Origin of the sequence: Paraburkholderia sp. UCT31 (genome assembly GCF_014397655.1) — a bacterium.
Taxonomy (GTDB): Bacteria; Pseudomonadota; Gammaproteobacteria; order Burkholderiales; family Burkholderiaceae; genus Paraburkholderia; species Paraburkholderia tuberum.
In genome coordinates this window covers 17,348-36,982 of sequence record NZ_VZQP01000003.1, presented here as the reverse complement: position 1 = coordinate 36,982, position 19,635 = coordinate 17,348, and the positions used below count along the sequence as shown (strand labels likewise).

Genomic DNA, 19,635 nt, shown 5'->3' with positions numbered 1-19,635 from the left:
CGATGAACCTGTCGCGTCCGTTTATCTCCCGTCCGGTCGCCACCACGCTGCTGGCGATCGGCATCGCGTTGTCGGGGGTATTCGCGTTCACGAAGCTGCCGGTCGCGCCGCTGCCGCAGGTCGACTTCCCGACCATCTCGGTGCAGGCGTCGCTGCCGGGCGCGAGCCCGGAGACCGTCGCGACGAGCGTCGCGAGTCCGCTCGAGCGGCATCTCGGCTCGATCGCCGACGTCACCGAGATGACGTCGCAGAGTTCGGTCGGCTCGACGCGCATCACGCTGCAGTTCGGCCTGAACCGCAACATCGACGGCGCCGCGCGCGACGTGCAGGCGGCGATCAACGCGGCGCGCGCCGACCTGCCCGCGAGCCTGCGCAGCAACCCGACCTACCACAAGGTCAACCCGGCCGACGCGCCGATCCTGATTCTCGCGCTGACATCGAGCACGCTGACGGCGGGCCAGCTCTACGATTCGGCCGCGACGGTGCTGCAGCAGTCGTTGTCGCAGGTGCAGGGGGTTGGCGAAGTGGATGTCAGCGGTTCGGCGAATCCGGCCGTGCGCGTCGAGTTGCTGCCGCATGCGCTGTCGCATTACGGCATCGGCCTCGAGGACGTGCGCGCGGCACTCGCCGCGGCCAATGCCAACAGCCCGAAGGGCTCGATCGAGTTCGGCGAGAACCGCGTACAGCTGTACACCAACGACCAGGCGAGCAAGGCGTCGCAATACAAGGACCTCGTCATTGCCTATCGCAACGGCGCGCCGGTCAAACTCTCCGACATGGGCGAAGTCGTCGATTCGGTCGAAGATCTGCGCAATCTCGGTCTCTTCAATGGCAAGCGCTCGGTGCTCGTGATCCTGTACCGGCAGCCGGGCGCGAACATCATCGAGACCGTCGACCGCGTGAAGGCGATGCTGCCGCAACTGCACGCGTCGCTGCCCGCCGACGTCGACATTTCACCGACCTCGGACCGTTCCATTACTATCCGCGCGTCGCTGCGCGACACCGAACGCACCCTCGTGATCGCGGTCACGCTCGTCGTGATGGTCGTGTTCCTGTTCCTGCGCAACTGGCGCGCGACGCTGATTCCGAGCGTGGCCGTGCCGATCTCGATCATCGGCACCTTCGGCGCGATGTACCTGATGGGCTTCTCGATCGACAATCTGTCGCTGATGGCGTTGACCATCGCGACCGGCTTCGTCGTCGACGACGCGATCGTCGTGCTCGAAAACATCTCGCGCCACATCGAAGACGGCGTGCCGCGCATGAAGGCCGCGTTCATCGGCGCGCGCGAGGTCGGCTTCACGGTGATGTCGATCAGCATCTCGCTGGTCGCCGTGTTCCTGCCGATCCTGCTGATGGGCGGCATCGTCGGGCGACTGTTCCGCGAGTTCGCGCTGACGCTGTCGCTCGCGATCGCGGTGTCGCTGGTCGTATCGCTGACGCTCACGCCGATGATGTGCTCGCGCCTGCTGCGCGAACCGTACGAAAAGCATGAGGAAAATCGCTTCGGCCGCTGGCTCGAACGCGGCTTCACGTCGATGCAGCGCGGCTACGAGCGCACGCTCGGCTGGGCGCTGCGGCATCCGCTGCTGATCGTCCTCGTCCTGCTGCTGACCATTGCGCTGAACATCGCGCTCTACATCATCGTGCCAAAGGGCTTCTTCCCGCAGCAGGACACGGGGCGCCTGATCGGCGGCATCCAGGCCGACCAGAGCACGTCGTTCCAGGCAATGAAGGGCAAGTTCTCGCAGATGATGGAAATCGTCGGCAAGAACCCGGCGGTCGACAGCGTGGTCGGCTTCACCGGCGGCCGGCAGACCAACTCGGGCTTCATGTTCGTGTCGCTGAAGCCGAAGAGCGAACGCAAGCTGTCCGCCGACCAGGTGATCCAGCAACTGCGTGCGCCGCTCGGCGACGTGGCCGGCGCGCGCACGTTCCTGCAGGCGGTGCAGGACATCCGTGTCGGCGGCCGGCAATCGAACGCGCAGTTTCAGTTCACGCTGCTCGCCGACTCGACGCCCGATCTGTACAAGTGGGGGCCGAAGCTCACCGAGGCGCTGCAGGCACGCAAGGAGCTCGCGGACGTGAACTCCGACCAGCAGCAAGGCGGTCTCGAAGCGATGGTGACGATCGACCGCGCCACGGCATCGCGCCTCGGCATCAAGCCCGCGCAGATCGACAACACGCTGTATGACGCGTTCGGCCAGCGCCAGGTGTCGACGATCTACAACCCGCTGAACCAGTATCACGTCGTGATGGAAGTCGCGCCGCAATACTGGCAGAGCCCGGAGATGCTGAAGCAGATTTTCGTCAGCACGTCGGGCGGCAGCGCGAGCGGCGCGCAGACTACCAACGCGCCGGCCGGCACCGTGACGTCCAGAGCGACCAGCACGTCGACCACGACGAGCGCGGCAACCGGCGGCACGGCCGCCACCACCGCGACGAGCGCGGCCAGCATCGCAGCCGACTCCGCGCGCAATCAGGCCATCAACTCCATCGCGGCGAGCGGCAAGTCGAGCGCGTCGTCGGGCTCGGCGGTGTCGACCGCGAAGGAGACGATGGTGCCGCTGTCGGCGATCGCGAGCTTCGGGCCGGGCACCACGCCGCTATCGGTCAATCACCAGAGCCAGTTCGTCGCCTCGACGATCTCGTTCAACCTGCCGCCGGGCGTGTCGCTGTCCACCGCCACGCAGGCGATCTACGACACGATGGCCGAGATCGGCATGCCCGCCACGATTCACGGCAGCTTCCAGGGCACCGCGCAGGCGTTCCAGCAGTCGATGTCCGACCAGCCGATCCTGATCCTCGCCGCGCTCGCGGCGGTGTATATCGTGCTCGGCATCCTGTACGAGAGCTACATCCACCCGCTGACGATCCTGTCGACGCTGCCGTCCGCGGGCGTCGGCGCGTTGCTCGCGCTGCTGCTGTTCAAGACCGAGTTCAGCATCATCGCGCTGATCGGTGTGATCCTGCTGATCGGCATCGTGAAGAAGAACGCGATCATGATGGTGGACTTCGCGATCGACGCGTCGCGCAAGGGAATGTCGTCGCGCGACGCGATCTACCAGGCCTGTCTGCTGCGCTTCCGACCGATCATGATGACCACCTTCGCCGCGCTGCTCGGCGCGTTGCCGCTCGCGTTCGGCAGCGGCGAAGGCGCGGAGATGCGCGCGCCGCTCGGTATTTCGATCGTCGGCGGGCTGATCGTCAGCCAGATGCTGACGCTCTATACGACGCCGGTCGTCTATCTGTACATGGATCGCATCCGCGTGCGCTGGGAGGCGAGAAAGGCACGCCGCGCGGGTGGCGCGGCGCCGACGTCGTCATGACGTAGTGAAGGTGGCGCTCACAGCTTCTGCTCGATGGCCAGCGAGAAAATCCGCTGCCATCGGCGCGCCGCCCGCTCGTTCGACATCGGCACGAGCCACTCGCCGTGCCGTGAGTCCTTGACCTTCAGCGCGAGCCGCGCCTGTGCGTCGCGGCCCTGTGCTTCGGCGCCGAGCAGATCGGCGAAGATATACGCGCCCTGCTGGTCGCCGACGCGAATCTCGCAGAGCCGCTTGGCCGCCGCAAGCCGCACCGAGCCCCAACTGCCCTTCAATTCGTGCGTCCAGTCGCCGTCGCGCACGTTCGGCGCGACTTCGCGGCGCCGCTGCCGCCAGTACGCGAGCGCACCGGCGATCAGCAACGCAACCAGCACAGCCACACCCTCCGCCACCGCCAGCCCGAAAGCGGCCTGCAGCGCATAAAAGGCACGCACCGCGCCGTACCCCAGCGCGATCAGCGCAATCAACGCAACGACAATCGGCATCGCAAGCTCATCCGGCAAATGGTTTTAGTCGGCTAGCGCGGGCAAACGCGACGGCGCGTTCGGCTCCTCACTGCCCCTCACTGTCCCTTATGCGCAGCCGACCACTCCTTGAGCGCGTTCAGCGTGTTCTCGACATGCTTGTCGGGCGACAGGCTCGTGTACTCGTAGATGATCTTGCCGTCGGGCGAGATCACGTACGACACGCGATTCGCCATGCCGGCCTTCAACGGCATGGCCGCGTCGTACGCATTGGTCACCTTCGCGTCGGCGTCGGCCGCGACCGGGAATTTGCTGCGGCATTCGCTGACCGAAAACTTCGTCAGCGTATCGATGTTGTCGTGCGACACGCCGATCACCGTCGCGCCGTACTTCTTGTATTGGTCGACCGCATCGGCGAAATCGTGCGCCTCGATCGTGCAGCCCTTCGTGAACGCGGCCGGATAGAAGTACAGCACGACCGGGCCCTTCTTCAGTTCGTCGGCGAGCGAATACGCGTAGGTCTTGCCGCCGAGCGAGGCCTCGGCGGTAAACATCGGCGCCGTATCGCCGGGCTTCAGGGTTGCCGAGGCGAGCGGCGAATGCATTGCGAATCCGAACGCCATGACGGCGGCCAGTACCGCCGGTATGTGTTTTGTCTTCATCTGCTCCTCCACGCGTGAGCGCACGCAATTGATCGGGTCCATCGGAGACAGCTTCGGCCGACGTCACAGGCCCTCGCTGAACTTCCTATTGGACCACGGATGCGCACGCGGCGCGGGTCGTCGCCCGGAGCACAAGCGAATCGAAAGGGTGCGGCGCGCGAGCTCGACGCCTCAAACGCCCAATTCCGCCACGTGCGCGCCGAACCACGCCGCCGCCGACAGGTTCAGCTCCGACAGCACGTCGGGCGTCAGCGCGTGGAAGCCCGCCGCCGTCGCGACCGGCGCCGCGTCGCCGCCCTCGCCTGCGACCTCGGCGATCAGCAGCAGCGCGCCCAGTTCGCCCTTGCGCGCGACGATCGCGTCGCGAATCTGCGGCGCGAGGCCGAGTTTCTCGAGCACCGTGTCCGGCGTGCTGTCGAGCACGATGTGCACGAGCGAAAAAATCCCGGTCATGAACGCGGCGTCGGCGAATTCGCCGTCGGCCGGACGCAGCCAGTTCGCGGCGAGTTCCATGAAGCGCGAGCGCGTCGCCGCCAGTTGCACGAGCGGATCGGCGCGCCACGGCAACTCGCCGGTGTCCGAGTACAGCAGCAGTTGCGCCCAGCGTGCGATCTGCCGCGTGCCGGTCGCGATGATCGCCTCGCGCAGCGACGCGATGTTGCGCCCGAGGCCGAATGCACTCGAATTGACGAGCCGCAGCAGTTGCACGACCACGCCCGGGTTGACCTTCAGCTCCGCCTCGAGCTCGACGATGCCGGCGTCGCGCGACAGCAGCGCGAGCAGCCGCAGCAGGCCCGGACGCAGCGAGCGGTTGCGCGGCGCGGCCAGCACCTGCGGCCGCGCGAAGAAGTAGCCCTGGAACAGATCGAAACCGAGCTCGTGGGCGAGCGCGAAGTCCTCGTGCGTCTCGACCTTCTCGGCGAGCAGCGTCTTGCCGTGGCCGCGCAGCGTCGACGCGAGCTTCGCGACGGTGCGGCGCGGCGTCTGCACGAAATCGATCTTGACGATGTCGGCGTACGGCAGCATCGCGCTCAGCTCGTCGGACAGATCGTGCACGTCGTCGAGCGCGACCTGGAAGCCGGCGCCGCGCAACTCGCCGAGACGACGCGCGAGCGAGGCGTCGTAGCGCACGGTTTCGAGGATTTCGAGCACGAAGCGCTCGGGCGGCATCAGATGGACGATGTCGCTAAAGAGCAGCGCGCGGTCGATATTGACGAAGCCGCGATGCTGGCCGAGCACGGCGGGTACGCCGATTCCGCCGATCGTGCGCGCGACCACCTGCGCGGTGGCCTGCGTGTCGTCGCTGATTTCGGCGTAGTTGTACGTTCCGGCACGGAACAGCAGCTCGTAGGCGTGAAGCGCGCCATCGCGATCGAGAATCGGCTGGCGGCCGACATAGACGTACTGCGGGGCAGCGTCCAGCTCCCCGTGCTCACGAGAGCCGGCCGACGCGCCGGCGAGGACATCACGCACCTCGACGTCCCGCGGGAAGGGCCGTGGGGCTCTGGCGGACCTGACGACGGGGCGTTCGGACATGGATCATCAGTGCAAGGTTCGGAAAGTCGATGCAGCGCGACGTCATCAGCGTCGCCAAATAAAGGGGATTCGCCGTATTAACGGCCGCGAGGCGACGTCACTTTAACCGAATCGTCCCGGCGACGGCGCCGGGCTTCTCCTTACCAGATGTTTTTCTCCACGGGCCGCTAAAGATTTCCCCGCATGCGTCGTTATCTCGTTCTGATGGGGCGGCCTGCTATCTCCTGGCCGCCCGGACCGGCGGACAAGCAGCCCCGCCCGCGGACGAACCGAGGTTGCCAGCGACAAACATGGAAGCGAACACGATCACCGCGCCCCGCCGGGGCTCCTTGCGCACGGTCATCGACCGGCTGCGGGCGTTCGGCCGGCGCGAGGACGACGACCAGCCGAGCAGCGCGATCCGCCCGCCCCCACTGGAACAGGTGGTCGGCGCGGTCGATCTGCTCGCGCACGTCGACGATGCGCTGCGCTTCATCTACGTGTCCGACGCGAGCCTGCGCTTCATCGGCTATCACCGCGAATACCTGAAAACCGCGACGCTGCACGATCTGGTCGCGCCCGCCGACGTGCCGCGCCTCGACGCGCTGCTCAAGCTCGCGGCGGCCTCGGGCAACGTCGAGAAAGCGACGCTCGGGCTCGTCAAGTCGCTGACCTATCCGATCACGGTCGAGCTGCGGGTCGTGCGCAGCAGCCACGACGGCGTCGACGGCTACGCGATCGCCGGCTTCGACGTGTCGTCGTGGCGCGCCACCGAAGAGCGCCTGACCCAGGCGCTGCATCTGGACCGGCTGACCAGCCTGCCGAATCAGTCGGGCTTGCTGCACGCGTTGCTCGACGCGCAACAGAAGGCCGACGCGCACGGCACGCCGGTCGCGCTCTTGCTGCTCGATCTCGACGACTATCAGCGCGTGAATCGCGCACTCGGCTACGACGCCGGCGACGAGATGCTGCGCGACACGTCGCGGCGCCTGTTGAACATGACGAGCCCGAACGAAACGATCGCGCGCGTCGCCAGCGACGAGTTCGCGATCCTCGTGAAGCCTGCCGCGAGCCGCACCGACGCTTCGGCGGCCGCCGAAGCGCTGGCGCGGCGTCTGTTGACCGCGATCCAGCAGCCGTACGTGTTCAAGGGTCAGCAGGTGCACCTGTCGGCCAGCATCGGCATCGCGCTGTACCCGGACGTGCGCCACGCCAACGACACCGGCGGCCACGACACGCACCTGCTGCGCTGGGCCGACCACGCGCTGTTGCAGGCGAAGGCCGCGGGCGGCAACACGCTCGCGTTCTACGTACCCGACGACAACCCGGCCGACGCCGAGCGCCTCAAGCTCGAGGCCGACCTCTACGACGGCGTACGCAACGGCGAGTTTTCGCTACACTTCCAGCCGATCACGAGCAGCCGCACGCGGGGCGTGGTCGGTGTCGAGGCGTTGATTCGCTGGACGCATCCGGTGCATGGCCTCGTGCCGCCGTCGATGTTCATTCCGCTCGCGGAGTCGATCGGGCTCATCAACTTTCTCGGCAACTGGGTGCTGAAGGTCGCGTGCATGCAACTGATCCAGTGGGACGCGAAGGGCATTGTGCTGCAGTACGTGGCCGTCAACGTGTCGCCGCAGCAGTTTCGCGATCCGCGCTTCAAGGACTCGGTGCGCGAGGCGATCGAGCTGACCGGCATCGATCCGCGCCGCCTCGTTTTCGAGATCACCGAAAGTCTGCTGATGCACGATCCGGCGCACGCGAAAGGCTTGCTCGAAGAGCTGACCGCGATGGGCATCCGCTTCGCCGTCGACGACTTCGGCACCGGCTATTCGAGCCTCGCGTACCTGCAGCGTTTTCCGCTCGCGAAGCTGAAGATCGACCGGAGTTTCGTCGAGAATCTGCTAACCTCGCGAAACGATCAGGCAATCGTTAGCGCTGTCGTCGGCCTTGCGCAGACGCTCGACCTCGAACTGGTAGCCGAGGGCGTCGAAACGGAAGCGCAACGCGCGTTGCTCACCGAGATGGGCTGCGATCACATTCAGGGCTGGCTCGTTTGCAAGGCGCTGCCGTCCGAGGAACTCGCGCAGCGGTTCGAATCGCGCGAGCTTCAGTTGCACGGCGCGTAACGGGCGATGCAGACACGACGCCCAGGCAGCGCAACAAGCCGGCTCACGACCGGCATGGCATTCACTGGAACACGTATGGCTTTTGCGGGACTCACATGGTAAAGGCGGCGGTGCTCGACCGGCTCTGGACGCGAATGAGCGAGCGCGGCGATTTCCCTATGCTGTCGCAATCGCTGCGCACCACCATGGCGGCAGTGACCAACGACGACCTCGACTTCACCGGCCTCGTGCAAGTGGTGCTGTCGGACTTCGCGCTCACGCAGAAGGTGCTGCGGCTCGCGAACTCGGCGATGTACATGGCGTTCGGCGGCAACATCACGACCGTGTCGCGCGCGCTGATGGTGCTCGGCATGGATGCGGTCGGCCATCTGGTCGTCGGTCTGAAGATCGTCGATCACTTTCATCAAAGCGCGCCGCGCCGCATCGACGCGAAACTCGAACTGAACCGCACGCTGCTGTCGGGCTGCGTCGCGCGCAAGCTGACCGAGCGCGGCGACCTGCGCGCCGGTGAGGAAGCGGTGGTCTGCACGCTGATGCGGCAGATCGGCAAGCTGCTGGTCGTGTTCTATCTCGACGCCGAATGGGACCAGATTCGCCGCCATATCGACGGCGGCGCACTCGAAACCGATGCGTGCGTGCTCGTGCTCGGCGTGACGTTCGATGAAATCGGCGCCGAAGCCGCGGTGCGCTGGCGCCTGCCTGACACGATCCGCTCGGGCATGGGTGAGTTCGATCCGGAGGATGTGACGCAACCGCGCCAGGTACAGTGGCTGCGCGCGATCACCAATTACTCGACCGCGGTCGCCGACGTGCTCACCCAGCAGAACATGCCCGAGGGGGAGCGCGAGGCACGCATCGGCGAGCTTGCGCACGACTACAGCAGCGCGCTGAACACCGACCCCGAGGTGCTGCTGCAGATGAGCGTCGCGCTATCGCGTGAGGATGGCGGCGACAGCGTGATGCGCGAGATCGTCGAGTTGCGCGCGAATGCCGATGCGATCGCGCGCGAGGCGCTCACACCCGAGGCGCGCATCGAGATCGGGGTGAAGGATCTGCGCGGCCTGCCCGAGGGCAGCCCGCTCGCACCGACGCTCGCGATGGCCGCCGAGACCGTGCTCGCGGCGCTCGGCTTCTCGCGCACCGTGGTGTACGTCAAGCACAGCAGCGGCGCGTTCAAGGCGCGTCTCGGCTTCGGGCCGAAGATCGATGCGGCGCTGCCGCGGCTCTCGTTCAGCACCGCGTTCGAACCCGATGTATTTCATCTCGCGATCGCGAACTCGGTGGGCATCTTCATCGAAAATGCGCGCGATCCGAAAATGGTCGCGCGGCTGCCCGAGTGGTTCCGGCGCTCGTTCGACGACGCGCGCGCGTTCGTGCTGCTGCCGATCGTCGACGAAACCAATCAGACGGTCGCGCTGCTCTACGGCGACTGGTCGCATACGCAGGAGGCGCGCCGCATCTCGCAGAAGGAGATGAGCGTGCTCAACGAACTGGCACGGGAGTTAGGACGTTTTTTCGGCCAGGGGCAGATGCGGGAAATGGAGACGATGTGAAGACCTGGCGTGATCGTTGACCACGCCGCTTCACTTCGATCCGTTCCGTGTTTGCCCGCAAACGATTTCATCCGGGCACCGTGTGGGGCTTTTACCCCACTCAATCCTCGATCCGCTCGAGCCCTTCCGCGCCGCGATCCGCGACGCCGGCCCATGCGCCGGCCGCGAGACCCATCTGCGCGACCTCTTCCACGGTCAACGGAGCAAGACGCTCGCATAGCGTGGCGACGCGCTCCCATGCGCCGCCTTCGAGCGCTTCGACCGCGCTCAACAGCAGACCCAGCCTGCCCTCGCGATGCAGGATCGCGGCCTGGATCGGTCGCGACAGCGTAAGGATGTTCAGCGTATTTTCGAGCGAGCCGCCGAACACCGCATCGACGAACGAAAACACACCGGTCAGGAAGGCCGCATCGGCTTCGTCGCGGCCCGCCTCAGGCATGCGCTCGATCGCGAGTTCCATGAAGCGCGCGCGCGTGGCCGCGAGTTGCAGCAGCGGATCGTCCTCCAGCGCGACCTTGCGGCCGTCTGCGTAGAGCAGCAGCTGCGTCCAGCGCGCGATGCGGTCGGTGCCGGTCGCGTTGATCGCGTCGCGCAGCGTCGTCACCTTGTGACCGACCGCGAGGCCGCTCGAATTCGCGAGCTTCATCAGATGCATGACGAGCACCGGGTTCAGCTTCAGCTCGGCTTCGAGCTGCGCGACCGTCGGGTCGCCCGCGAGCAGTTGCAGCAGATTGAGCAGCGCGTGGCGCGGCGCGCTGACGCGGCGCGTCGCCGAGCTTTGCGCGCGCGCGAAGTAATAACCCTGGAAGCGGTCGAAGCCGAGCTCGTGCATCGTTTCGAAGTCGGCCTGCGCATCGACACCTGATGCGAGCAGCAGCTTGCCAGCCGACTTCAGCACGCTCGCGAGCTTCGGCAGCAGCGCGCGCGGTGTGCGCGGGACGTCGATCTTGACGACTTCGGCGTACGGCAGCAGCTTCGCGAAAGTCTCGTTGGGCTGCGTGACGTCGTCGAGCGCGAAGCGGTAGCGGCGGCCATGCAGATACACGATACGCGCGATCAACGCGTCGTCGACTTCGAGCGATGAAGGCAGCTCGAGCATGAAGCGCTCGGCGGGCAGTCTCAGGATCGCGTCGTCGAGCAGCAGCTCGCGGCTCACGTCGACGTAGGCCGGATGGCCGGTCAGCGCGCCGCGCACGTCGCCCTGCACGAGCCCGCGCACGATCGCGCGCGCGACGCGTTGCACCGGCGTGGGCGCGCGACCCGGCAACGCGTCGGTTTCGGGCGGGAGATCGGTATTGGCTTGCGGGGCGGTGAGGTCCGCGTCGGCGAGCGGCAGCTCGGGCGCACGCACCTTGATCTCATAGCCGCACAGCATGCCGTCCCGATTCAGAATGGGCTGCCTTGCGTAGCTGGCGGTGAGCGACGCGTCGTCGGTCGTGCCGCTGTGGCTCAGAGTCTCGATTGCGATGGTGGTCATTCCAGTCCCCCGCTCGGCGCCGCTGGCGCCTGGCCGCTATGTTCTGTTTTTCGCTGCACGTTGGCGCGTTTCTGTGACGTTGCAAGCTCCGTCGCGCGCGGCACTGTGCGTCGCAATTTTATCGCAGCGTCATTGGGCACGAACAGGCTTACGAGGCAATATCTCGAAATATTTGTTGAACGTTTGCGACACGCGTGCAGAAAGCAAAACGGCCGCAACGCGCGGCCGTTTTGCACACTTCGAGGCATCGTTACTTCAGCACGACTTTCACGTCGAAGTATTTGGCGGCGAGGCGGTCGATCGTGCCATCCGCCTTCAGCTCCTTCAACGCGCCGTTCAGCGCATCCTTCAGTGCCTTGTCGTTCTTGCGCACGCCGTAGCCGACACCCGCGCCGAGCAGCTTGTCGTCGCTGACGGCCGGACCGGCGAACTCGAAGCCCGCGCCCTGCGGCTTCTTCAGAAAGCCCTTCGATGCCGCTTCGGCGTCCTGGAACGACGCATCGAGACGGCCCGACGCGAGGTCCGCGTAGATCTGGTCCTGCGTCTGATAGGGCACGACGTCGACCCCGGCCGGCGCCCAGCGCGCCTTCGCATAGGTTTCCTGGATCGTGCCCTGCAGCACGCCGACGTGCTTGCCCTTCAGCGATGCGGGCGTCGGCTGCAGAGCGCTGCCCTTCTTCGCGATCATCTGGTTCGGGATCGTGTAGATCGGATCGGTGAAGTCGATCGCCTGGCGACGCTGGTCGGTGATCGTCATGTCCGAGTTGATCGCGCTGAACTTGCGCGCTTCGAGCGCCGGGATCAGGCCGTCGAACGAGTTCTCGACCCACACGCATTTGGCCTTCAGCTTCGCGCACACGGCATTGCCGACGTCGATGTCGAAGCCCTGCAACTCGCCAGCGGGCGACTTCGATTCGAACGGCGCATACGACGCCTCGACGCCGAAGCGCACTTCCTTGATCTCAGCCGCCGACGCGGTGCCTGCCGTCAACACCGCCGTCGCGAACAGCGCGAGCGCGGCCAGGTTGGGCCAATTCTTCTTCATTACGGATGTTCCTTTACGGTGTGGACTGAAACGGAGCCGATTCGGCGCGCACAGCCGGATTACGCCCGCCGCGCTTCGGACTCGCGCGGCCGGCGTGACCCGTAGATGCGACAGCCGCGAAGCCCGCGATTGTACATGGAACCTGTCTAGACAAGCCTGGACAGTGTGTCGGCGGTGGTGTCGACGACGAGCAGACCGGCGCGCAGGCCGGGCTTGACCGTCGGGTTCGGAAACACGATGCGCTCTTCGTCGCGCTGCACCGTGTATTGATAGTCGCCGTCGCGCGCCAGCAAGCTGCCCTTTATGAGCGGCGTGAAGTTCGGCACGTCCGGCGCGAGCAGCAGCTCGAATGCGTCGCTTTGCTTGGTCAGCTGATCGACGACGGTGAACACACGCGGCAGAGCGGCTTGCGCGTCGGCTTGCGTGCCGGCCAGCAGCGCGCGCACCGCGAGATCCGCGCCCTCGAAGCGTGTCAGGTCGTTCTCGCCGAACGGCCGCACCTTGCCGAGTTCGAGCGTGCACGCAGCAGCGCCACACGCTTGCGCGGTGAAGTGCGAATAGGTGTTGCCCTTCGTCGTGTGCAGCAGCACCGCGCTGATACGCGCGTCGCCGAGCCATTCGAACATCGCGCGCGAAAACGGCTTGCCGGTATGCGGCAACAGCGCGAAGCGCTCGAACACCGACGCGCGGATCGCCGTATGCATGTCGATATGCCAGCGCGCGCCGGGCGCGGCGGACGCGTCGGCGAAAAAGCGCGTCGCGGCCTGTTCGAGCGCGGCCGCGCGCGGCGCCTCATGACTGTGCGGCAGTTGCAGATGACGGCCGCTGAACAGCCGGTTCAGATCGTCGTCGCGATAGCGGCCGCCGTCGCGCATCGCCTCGATGTTGCCGAGAATCACGAGCAACCGGCATGCAAGCACGGCGCGGCCCTGCGCGATATCGGCGACGATGCGCGACAGCAGTTCGATCGGCGCGGTTTCGTCGCCATGCACGCCGGCCGACACGAGCACGCTACGGATGTCCGCGTGCTGCTCCGCGGGCTCGATGACGAGGACACCGTCGCCCTGCCACGTCCAGCGCACGCCGTTCGCACCCGTGCCTTGCGCTTGATTTTCGGCAGGCCGGGAACCCGCGAGCGTCCACGCGAGAAAATCGTCGAGCATCGCGCTCGGGGCCGCCATCGCGTGCTCAGCGCTGGAAGTCATACAGCGAGCCCAGAGCGAGGATTTGCGTCAGCTCATCGAGCGCGGTGCGCGACTCGACGAGCAGCTTCGGATCGGTGAGATCGGCGGGTGCGAGACGATCGCGGTAGTGTTTTTCGATCCACGCATCGAGACGGCCGAACAGCGTGTCGTCGAGCCACACACCCGGCGCGACCGCCGCGCGTTCGGTGTCGTCGAGTACGACGCGCAGCCGCAGACATGCGGGGCCGCCACCGTTCTTCATGCTCTCGCGCAGATCGAACACGAGCACTTCGTCGATCGGACCGCTGTGCGCAGTCAGCTCATCCAGATACGCGGCCACGCGCGGATTTTCGCGGCACTCCTGCGGCACGACCAGCACCTGCTTGCCATCGGGCCGAGTCAGCAGCTGGCTGTTGAACAGATACGACGTCACCGCATCGGCGACGCTGACCTGGGCGTCGGGCACTTCGATTACGTTGAACCCTGCGTGCAGGCTCGCGAGCTTCGCGCGCAGTTCGTCGTACACCGCCTGCTGCTCGACGAACGCGAGCTGATGGCAGAACAGCGTGTTGCGATTGCCGACCGCGATCACGTCGTTATGGAACACGCCCGCGTCGATCACTTCAGGGTTCTGCTGCGCGTACACGGTCGCCGCTTCCTGCAAGCCATGACGATGCGCGACCGCGCGGCTCGCCTCGAACGTCTGGCGCGCCGGATAGCGCTTCGGTTCCGGCCCGCGACGATACTCGCTGCGGCCATACACGAAGAATTCGACACCGCGCGCCTTGTATTGCTCGCAAAAGCGCGTGTGATTCGCCGCGCCCTCGTCGCCGAGCGCGGGCGTGCCGGGCAGCGCCTCGTGCACGACGAAGCGGTCGGTGTCGCTGAACATCGCGCGCAGCGTGCGGCGTGTCGACTCATGTTCGATCGCGCGATGCAGCTTGCTGCACAGATTGGCCGGCGTGAAATGCACGCGGCCGTCGTGCGTATCCGCGGACGGGCTCACCGTCGCCGCGTTCGCGGTCCACATCGCCGAGGCCGAACTCGCCGCCGCGAGCAGTTCGGGCGCGTTGTTCGCGACGCGCGCGATCACCGAAGCATCGTCGCCGGAAAAACCGAGCTCGCGCAACAGACGCATCGACGGACGCTCCTGCGGCGGCAGCACGCCCTGATGAAAGCCGAGGTCCGCCAGCTGCTTCATCTTGCGCAGACCCTGGCGCGCGGCGGCCTTCGGATTCGCGACCGACTTCTCGTTGTTCTGCGACGCGACGTTGCCGAACGACAAGCCCGCGTAGTTGTGAGTCGGGCCGACCAGGCCGTCGAAATTGGCTTCAGTGGCTTGCAGCATCGTCGATCCTTAGAATTGAAGGCCCGGCGAGACGCTCGCGGGCATGTTCAGTTGCGCGCTCTCGACTGAGGCCATTGGGTATGCGCAGTAGTCGGCCGCATAGTACGCGCTCGGCCGATGATTGCCGGAGCGGCCCGGCCCGCCGAACGGCGCTCCTGAAGAAGCGCCATTGGTCGGTCGGTTCCAGTTGACGATGCCCGCGCGAATCGTGCGCTGGAAATGCGCCCACAGCGCTTCGTCGTCGGCGAGCAGGCCCGCCGAGAGACCGAACTCCGTATCGTTCGCCCGTTCGAGCGCGTCGTCGAAATTGCGGTAGCGGATGATCTGCGCGAGCGGACCGAAGTGCTCCTCGTCGGGCAGGTCCTTTACGTCGGTCACGTCGAGAATCGCGGGCGTGACGAAGCCGAGTTGCGGATCGCGCTGCTCCATTTTCAGCAGAGCCTTCGCGCCGCTCGCGAGCAGACGCTCCTGCGCGCCGATCAAACGCGAGGCCGCGCGCGCCGACACCACGGCGCCCATGAACGGCTGCGGCTTGGCGTTGTATTCACCGACGCCGATGCGCGCGCTCACTTCCGTCAGGCGCGCGAGGAAACGCTCGCCGAACGCATCGTCGGGCACGAAGATGCGGCGCGCGCACGTGCAGCGCTGCCCCGCCGACAGAAACGCCGATTGAATCGTGTGGTGCACGGCGGCGTCGAGGTCCGCGACCGGGCCGATCACGAGCGGATTGTTGCCGCCCATTTCGAGCGCGAGCACGATCTCCGGCCGTCCGCCGAACTGTTTGTGCAGCAATGTTCCCGTATCCGAACTACCGGTGAAGAACAGTCCGTCGATCTGCCGGTGATTCGCGAGCGCGATGCCGGTGTCCTTCTCACCCTGTACGAGATTCAGCACGCCGGCAGGCAGCCCCGCGTCGCGCCAGATCTGCACGGTCAGCGCCGCGACGCCGGGCGCAAGTTCGGACGGCTTGAACACGACCGCGTTACCGGCGATCAGCGCGGGCACGATATGCCCGTTCGGCAGATGGCCCGGGAAGTTGTACGGCCCGAACACCGCCACCACGCCATGCGGACGATGCCGCAGCACCGCGGTGCCGTCGGCCATCGCCGAGCGCTTTTCGCCGGTGCGTTCGTTGTAGGACTGAATCGAGATCTCGACCTTCGCGGCCATCGAGGCCGCTTCGGTGCGCGCTTCCCACAGCGGCTTGCCGGTCTCGCGGCCGATCGCTTCGGCGAGCGCTTCCTTGCGCTCTGTCACGAGCGCGGCGAAGCGGCGCACCACCGCGCAGCGCTCGTCGAGCGTCAGCGCCGACCATGCGGCGAACGCGCGGCGCGCGCTACGTACCGCGCGATCGACGTCGTCCGCCGACGCGCTGTTGCCTTGCCACACCACCGCGCCCGTGCCGGGATTGCGCGATGCGAATACGGGTCCTGTGCCGGCGGCCCATTCGCCGTCGATGAAAAGCTCGCTCATGATCATCCCTGTTTGTGTTTCAACGGCAGCACCCGCAGCGGATCGCCCGCCTGCACGCGAAGCGCGTCGGCCTCGGCCGCGCTCAGGCGGCACACACCGTTGCGCGGCACGCCCGCCACGACGCCAACGCGAAAATCGCCGAGCGACGTATTCGATACCATCGACTTCGGCCCGTCCTGCGCGGCTTGCTCCGCTGCCTCGCCAATTTCAGCCGCCACCAGCACGCTTTCGCGCACCGTGCGCAAATCGGCGATATGGCATTCGAGCACCGGACCCGCGTCGAAAATATCGACGTGATTCTCATAGCGCAGCCCTTCGGCTTCGAGCATGCGGCGCGCGGGAATCGTGTCGTTATGCGTGAGGCCGACGCAGCGCTGCGCTTCTTCCGGCAACAGTTCGACGTACACCGGATAGCGCGGCATCAGCTCGGCGAGAAACGCCTTGCGGCCGTGCGAGCTCAGATAGTCGGCCGCGTTGAAATCGATCTGGTAAAAATGCGAGCCGACCGCGTGCCAGAACGGCGACGTGCCCTGCTCGTCGAAATGGCCGCGCAACTCCGCGCACAGACGCTGCGGAAAACGCTCGCGAAACTGCGCGAGAAACATGAAGCGCGAGCGCGACAGCAAGCCGCCGACGCCGCTCGTGCGATAACGCGGGCTCAGGAACAGCGAGCACACTTCCGCATAACCGGTGAGGTCGTGCGAGATGTTCAGCGCGTGCATGCGCGTCCAGATGCCGAGATCCTGGCTCGCGTGCACGACCGTGCTCACGCGATAGTTGTAGAACGGCTGCTGCAGACCCACCGCCGTTTCGATACCGCAGACGCCGGCCACGTCGCCGGTCGCGGTGTCTTCCATCACGAAGAAATAACCGGCCTCGTGCGGCGCGGCCTGATCTTCCATCGTGCGGCGCGCGCGCTCGACACGCGCCGCGAGCGCATCGCGATCCGGTTTGAAGGTGGTCAGGCCCGGCCCGGTTTCCTGCGCGAGCCGCATCAGTGCATCCACATCGCCTCGTTGCACTACGCGAACGACGATCATTGCGCGTCTCCCGATTGTTCATCCCGCGGCTGATGCAGCGGTACGCAGCGCACCGCATCGCCGTCCCGTACGCCGAGCGCGGCGCGCGCCGCCTGTGACAACCCGGCGCCCGACTCCTTGCCGGGCGCGAGATCGCCGAGCACGCAACGGAACTCGCCGGCGGCGCCGTTGTGCGCGATCAGGTACGTTGCGCCGTGCGTCGCAGATGCCTCGCGCACGACGCGCGTTTCGTTGTGCTTCACGCTGACACTGCGATCCACCTGCGCGGTCAGTACCGGACCCGCGTCGAAGATATCGACGTAGCGGTCGGTCTCGAAGCCTTCCTCGAGATGAATCTCGTAGGCGAGCAGCGCGTTCGCGTCCGGCTCGCCGAGCACGCGCTGCGCCGCTTCGGGCAACAGCGGCACATACACGGGATAGGTCGGCATCACTTCGGCGATGAAGGTGCGGCTGCGGCCGCCCGATTCGACTTCGATGTCAGCGAAATCGCGGCCGAAAAACTTGCGCCCCACCGCTTCCCAGAACGGCGATACACCGTTTTCGTCCGTCACGCCGAGCAGCAGCGAGAACACCTCGGGCGTGAAGCGCTTGCGATTCGCGGCGATGTACATCATCCGCGCGCGCGACATCAGTTGCGCGGCCGCGTCGCCGCGCAGCGACGGGTCGATGTAGTAGCCCGCGAGCCGGCTCTTGCCGGTCAGCTCGTGCGACATCGTCAGCGCGTGAATCTTGCGATTCACATGCAGTTCGCGCGACGCATGAATCAGCGCGTCGTTGCGAAACACGTAGAACGGGTCCGCGTAACCGGCCGCCGCGACGATGCTCGCGGTGCCCATCAGCTTGCCGGTCTCCGAGTCTTCGAGCACGAACAGATAAAACTCCTCGCCCGGAAAATCGACCTCCGCGCGAAACGAGTCTTCCGACAACGCGACCCGCGCTTCGAGCGCGCGCCGGTCGTGCGGCAGGGAATGCAGCACCGGCTGCGCGGTGCGCGCCATATGCTCGAGCGCATCGAGATCGGCAAGGCGGCCTGGACGTACGAAGAGCATCATCGTTCCTGTTGAATGTGACGCATGATCCGCTGCATCAGCGTGGGCGTGCGGGACTGCCTGAACATCAATGCGACGCCGCCTGCGCGTTCGCGCCGACGAGTTCGCCGAACGCCGTCTCGAGACGCGCGAAGCCTGCGGCCATGTCGTCGAGCGGCATGATCAGCGACGGCACGAAGCGCAGCACGTCCGGACCCGCCATCAGCATGATCACGCCGTGCTGGCCGGCCGCGGTGACGAAGTCCTTCGCGCGGCCCCGGAACGTGTCGTTCAGTTCGGCGCCGATCAGGAGACCCTTGCCGCGCACTTCGGTAAAAAGCCCGAAGCGCTCGTTCAGTTTCGCGAGATGACCCCTCAGCACTTCGCCGCGCGAGCGTACGCCTTCGAGCAGCTTCGGGTCGCTGACGAGTTCGACCACTTTTTCCGCGATCGCCGAGCCGAGCGGATTGCCGCCGTAAGTCGTGCCGTGCACGCCGACCTTGAAGTGCGCGGCGAGCTCTTTGGTGGTCAGCATCGCGCCGATCGGGAAGCCGTTGCCGAGCGCCTTCGCGGTGGTCAGGATGTCCGGCGTCACGCCGGTGTCCTGGTACGCGTAGAAGAAGCCGCTGCGGCCCACGCCGGTTTGCACTTCATCGAAAATCAGCAGCGCGTTGTGCTGGTCGCACGCTTCGCGCAGCGCCTTCAGGAACGCCGGATCGGCCGGGATCACGCCGCCCTCGCCCTGGATCGGCTCGACGATCACCGCGCAGGTCTGGGCGCCGATCGCCTTCTTCGCCGCTTCGATGTCGTTGTACGGCAGATGCGTGATGCCGGCCGGCACCGGGCCGAAGCCTTCCGAGTACTTCGGCTGGCCACCGACGCTGACGGTAAACAGCGTGCGGCCGTGGAACGACTGCGCGAACGAAATGATTTCATCTTTCTGCGCGCCGTGACGGTCGAACGCGACGCGGCGCGCGAGCTTCAGCGCGGCCTCGTTCGCCTCGGCGCCCGAATTCGCAAAGAACGCGCGGTCGGCGAACGTGAGGCTTTCGAGGCGCTTCGCGAGGCGCAGCACCGGCTCGTTCGTGTAGCCATTGCCGATGTGCCACAGCTTGCTGCCCTGCTCATGCAATACCTTCAGCAGCTCGGGATGCGCATGACCGAGCGCGGTGACGGCGATGCCGCCGGCGAAGTCGATATAGTCGCGGCCTTGCGTGTCCCACACGCGCGAGCCGAGACCGCGATCCGGTACGAAGGCGGCGGGGGCAAACACCGGCACCATGACTTCGTCGAAGGTCTGGCGTGTCACAGTCAGGTCGTTCATGGCAATTCCTTTTACGGGTGACAGGTAATACAGCTAGTGTAGGAAACCGCGCGCGGCACGTCTTGCGCAT

General features: G+C 66.2%; 14 protein-coding genes. 3 read left to right on the top strand and 11 right to left on the bottom strand.

All coding sequences use genetic code 11. The features are described from left to right. The first annotated feature begins 2 nt into the window (after window positions 1-2). Window positions 3-3,329, top strand: coding sequence for an efflux RND transporter permease subunit (locus F6X40_RS02580; RefSeq protein ID WP_187626720.1), 3,327 nt, complete (start codon window positions 3-5; stop codon window positions 3,327-3,329). 17 nt (window positions 3,330-3,346) lie between these two features. Here the strand turns inward: F6X40_RS02580 and F6X40_RS02575 are convergent, their stop codons facing one another. The 3 genes from F6X40_RS02575 to F6X40_RS02565 all read right to left on the bottom strand — a co-directional run bounded on the left by F6X40_RS02575 (window position 3,347) and on the right by F6X40_RS02565 (window position 5,925). After that, window positions 3,347-3,811: a hypothetical protein gene (locus tag F6X40_RS02575; RefSeq protein ID WP_090804017.1), complete on the bottom strand. Its 465-nt coding sequence runs from the start codon at window positions 3,809-3,811 to the stop codon at window positions 3,347-3,349. A gap of 77 nt (window positions 3,812-3,888) precedes the next feature. Then, window positions 3,889-4,452 carry a peroxiredoxin gene (locus F6X40_RS02570; RefSeq protein ID WP_187626719.1) on the bottom strand — a complete coding sequence of 188 codons (564 nt, stop codon included), beginning with the start codon at window positions 4,450-4,452 and terminating at the stop codon, window positions 3,889-3,891. Window positions 4,453-4,623: 171 nt separating this feature from the next. Then, window positions 4,624-5,925 carry an EAL and HDOD domain-containing protein gene (locus tag F6X40_RS02565; RefSeq protein WP_187626718.1) on the bottom strand — a complete coding sequence of 434 codons (1,302 nt, stop codon included), beginning with the start codon at window positions 5,923-5,925 and terminating at the stop codon, window positions 4,624-4,626. A 353-nt stretch (window positions 5,926-6,278) separates the two neighbouring features. Here F6X40_RS02565 and F6X40_RS02560 point away from each other — a divergent pair, with 353 nt between their 5' ends. Next, on the top strand, window positions 6,279-8,093 hold the full coding sequence (locus F6X40_RS02560; RefSeq protein ID WP_187626717.1) for a putative bifunctional diguanylate cyclase/phosphodiesterase: 1,815 nt from the start codon (window positions 6,279-6,281) through the stop codon (window positions 8,091-8,093). A 95-nt stretch (window positions 8,094-8,188) separates the two neighbouring features. After that, window positions 8,189-9,646 carry an HDOD domain-containing protein gene (locus tag F6X40_RS02555; RefSeq protein ID WP_187626716.1) on the top strand — a complete coding sequence of 486 codons (1,458 nt, stop codon included), beginning with the start codon at window positions 8,189-8,191 and terminating at the stop codon, window positions 9,644-9,646. Window positions 9,647-9,746: 100 nt separating this feature from the next. On the opposite strand, the gene F6X40_RS02550 is transcribed toward F6X40_RS02555, so the two are convergent. The 8 genes from F6X40_RS02550 to F6X40_RS02515 form a co-directional block, all read right to left on the bottom strand. After that, window positions 9,747-11,123, bottom strand: a complete 1,377-nt coding sequence (locus F6X40_RS02550) for an EAL and HDOD domain-containing protein (RefSeq protein ID WP_187626715.1) — start codon at window positions 11,121-11,123, stop codon at window positions 9,747-9,749. Window positions 11,124-11,373: 250 nt separating this feature from the next. Further along, window positions 11,374-12,168, bottom strand: coding sequence for an ABC transporter substrate-binding protein (locus F6X40_RS02545; protein ID WP_176365738.1), 795 nt, complete (start codon window positions 12,166-12,168; stop codon window positions 11,374-11,376). Between the two features lie 146 nt (window positions 12,169-12,314). Beyond that, window positions 12,315-13,373 (bottom strand): succinylglutamate desuccinylase, encoded by a 1,059-nt coding sequence (gene astE / locus F6X40_RS02540; protein WP_187626714.1) that lies wholly within the window; start codon window positions 13,371-13,373, stop codon window positions 12,315-12,317. Continuing rightward, window positions 13,357-14,697 (bottom strand): N-succinylarginine dihydrolase, encoded by a 1,341-nt coding sequence (gene astB / locus F6X40_RS02535; RefSeq protein ID WP_090805678.1) that lies wholly within the window; start codon window positions 14,695-14,697, stop codon window positions 13,357-13,359. The genes astE and astB overlap by 17 nt, the downstream gene beginning before the upstream one ends. A 12-nt stretch (window positions 14,698-14,709) precedes the next feature. Beyond that, window positions 14,710-16,173, bottom strand: coding sequence for a succinylglutamate-semialdehyde dehydrogenase (gene astD, locus F6X40_RS02530; RefSeq protein ID WP_187626713.1), 1,464 nt, complete (start codon window positions 16,171-16,173; stop codon window positions 14,710-14,712). 2 nt (window positions 16,174-16,175) lie between these two features. Beyond that, entirely contained in the window at window positions 16,176-17,213 is a 1,038-nt protein-coding gene (gene astA, locus F6X40_RS02525; protein WP_187626712.1) for an arginine N-succinyltransferase, read from the bottom strand. Next, window positions 17,210-18,262 (bottom strand): arginine/ornithine succinyltransferase subunit alpha, encoded by a 1,053-nt coding sequence (gene aruF, locus F6X40_RS02520; RefSeq protein ID WP_187626834.1) that lies wholly within the window; start codon window positions 18,260-18,262, stop codon window positions 17,210-17,212. The genes astA and aruF overlap by 4 nt, the downstream gene beginning before the upstream one ends. A gap of 67 nt (window positions 18,263-18,329) precedes the next feature. Further along, the gene (locus tag F6X40_RS02515) at window positions 18,330-19,565 is read right to left on the bottom strand and encodes an aspartate aminotransferase family protein (RefSeq protein ID WP_187626711.1); all 1,236 of its coding nucleotides are present in this window, start codon (window positions 19,563-19,565) and stop codon (window positions 18,330-18,332) included. Between the last annotated feature and the right edge of the window lie 70 nt (window positions 19,566-19,635).

Coding starts and splice junctions, on each gene's coding strand:
- F6X40_RS02560 (WP_187626717.1), top strand. CDS start 6,279: ATGGAAGCGAACACGATCACCGCGCCCCGCCGGGGCTCCTTGCGCACG.
- astD (WP_187626713.1), bottom strand. CDS start 16,173: ATGAGCGAGCTTTTCATCGACGGCGAATGGGCCGCCGGCACAGGACCC.
- aruF (WP_187626834.1), bottom strand. CDS start 18,262: ATGCTCTTCGTACGTCCAGGCCGCCTTGCCGATCTCGATGCGCTCGAG.
- F6X40_RS02570 (WP_187626719.1), bottom strand. CDS start 4,452: ATGAAGACAAAACACATACCGGCGGTACTGGCCGCCGTCATGGCGTTC.
- astE (WP_187626714.1), bottom strand. CDS start 13,373: ATGACTTCCAGCGCTGAGCACGCGATGGCGGCCCCGAGCGCGATGCTC.
- astA (WP_187626712.1), bottom strand. CDS start 17,213: ATGATCGTCGTTCGCGTAGTGCAACGAGGCGATGTGGATGCACTGATG.
- F6X40_RS02550 (WP_187626715.1), bottom strand. CDS start 11,123: ATGACCACCATCGCAATCGAGACTCTGAGCCACAGCGGCACGACCGAC.
- F6X40_RS02580 (WP_187626720.1), top strand. CDS start 3: ATGAACCTGTCGCGTCCGTTTATCTCCCGTCCGGTCGCCACCACGCTG.
- F6X40_RS02545 (WP_176365738.1), bottom strand. CDS start 12,168: ATGAAGAAGAATTGGCCCAACCTGGCCGCGCTCGCGCTGTTCGCGACG.
- F6X40_RS02575 (WP_090804017.1), bottom strand. CDS start 3,811: ATGCCGATTGTCGTTGCGTTGATTGCGCTGATCGCGCTGGGGTACGGC.
- F6X40_RS02515 (WP_187626711.1), bottom strand. CDS start 19,565: ATGAACGACCTGACTGTGACACGCCAGACCTTCGACGAAGTCATGGTG.
- F6X40_RS02555 (WP_187626716.1), top strand. CDS start 8,189: ATGGTAAAGGCGGCGGTGCTCGACCGGCTCTGGACGCGAATGAGCGAG.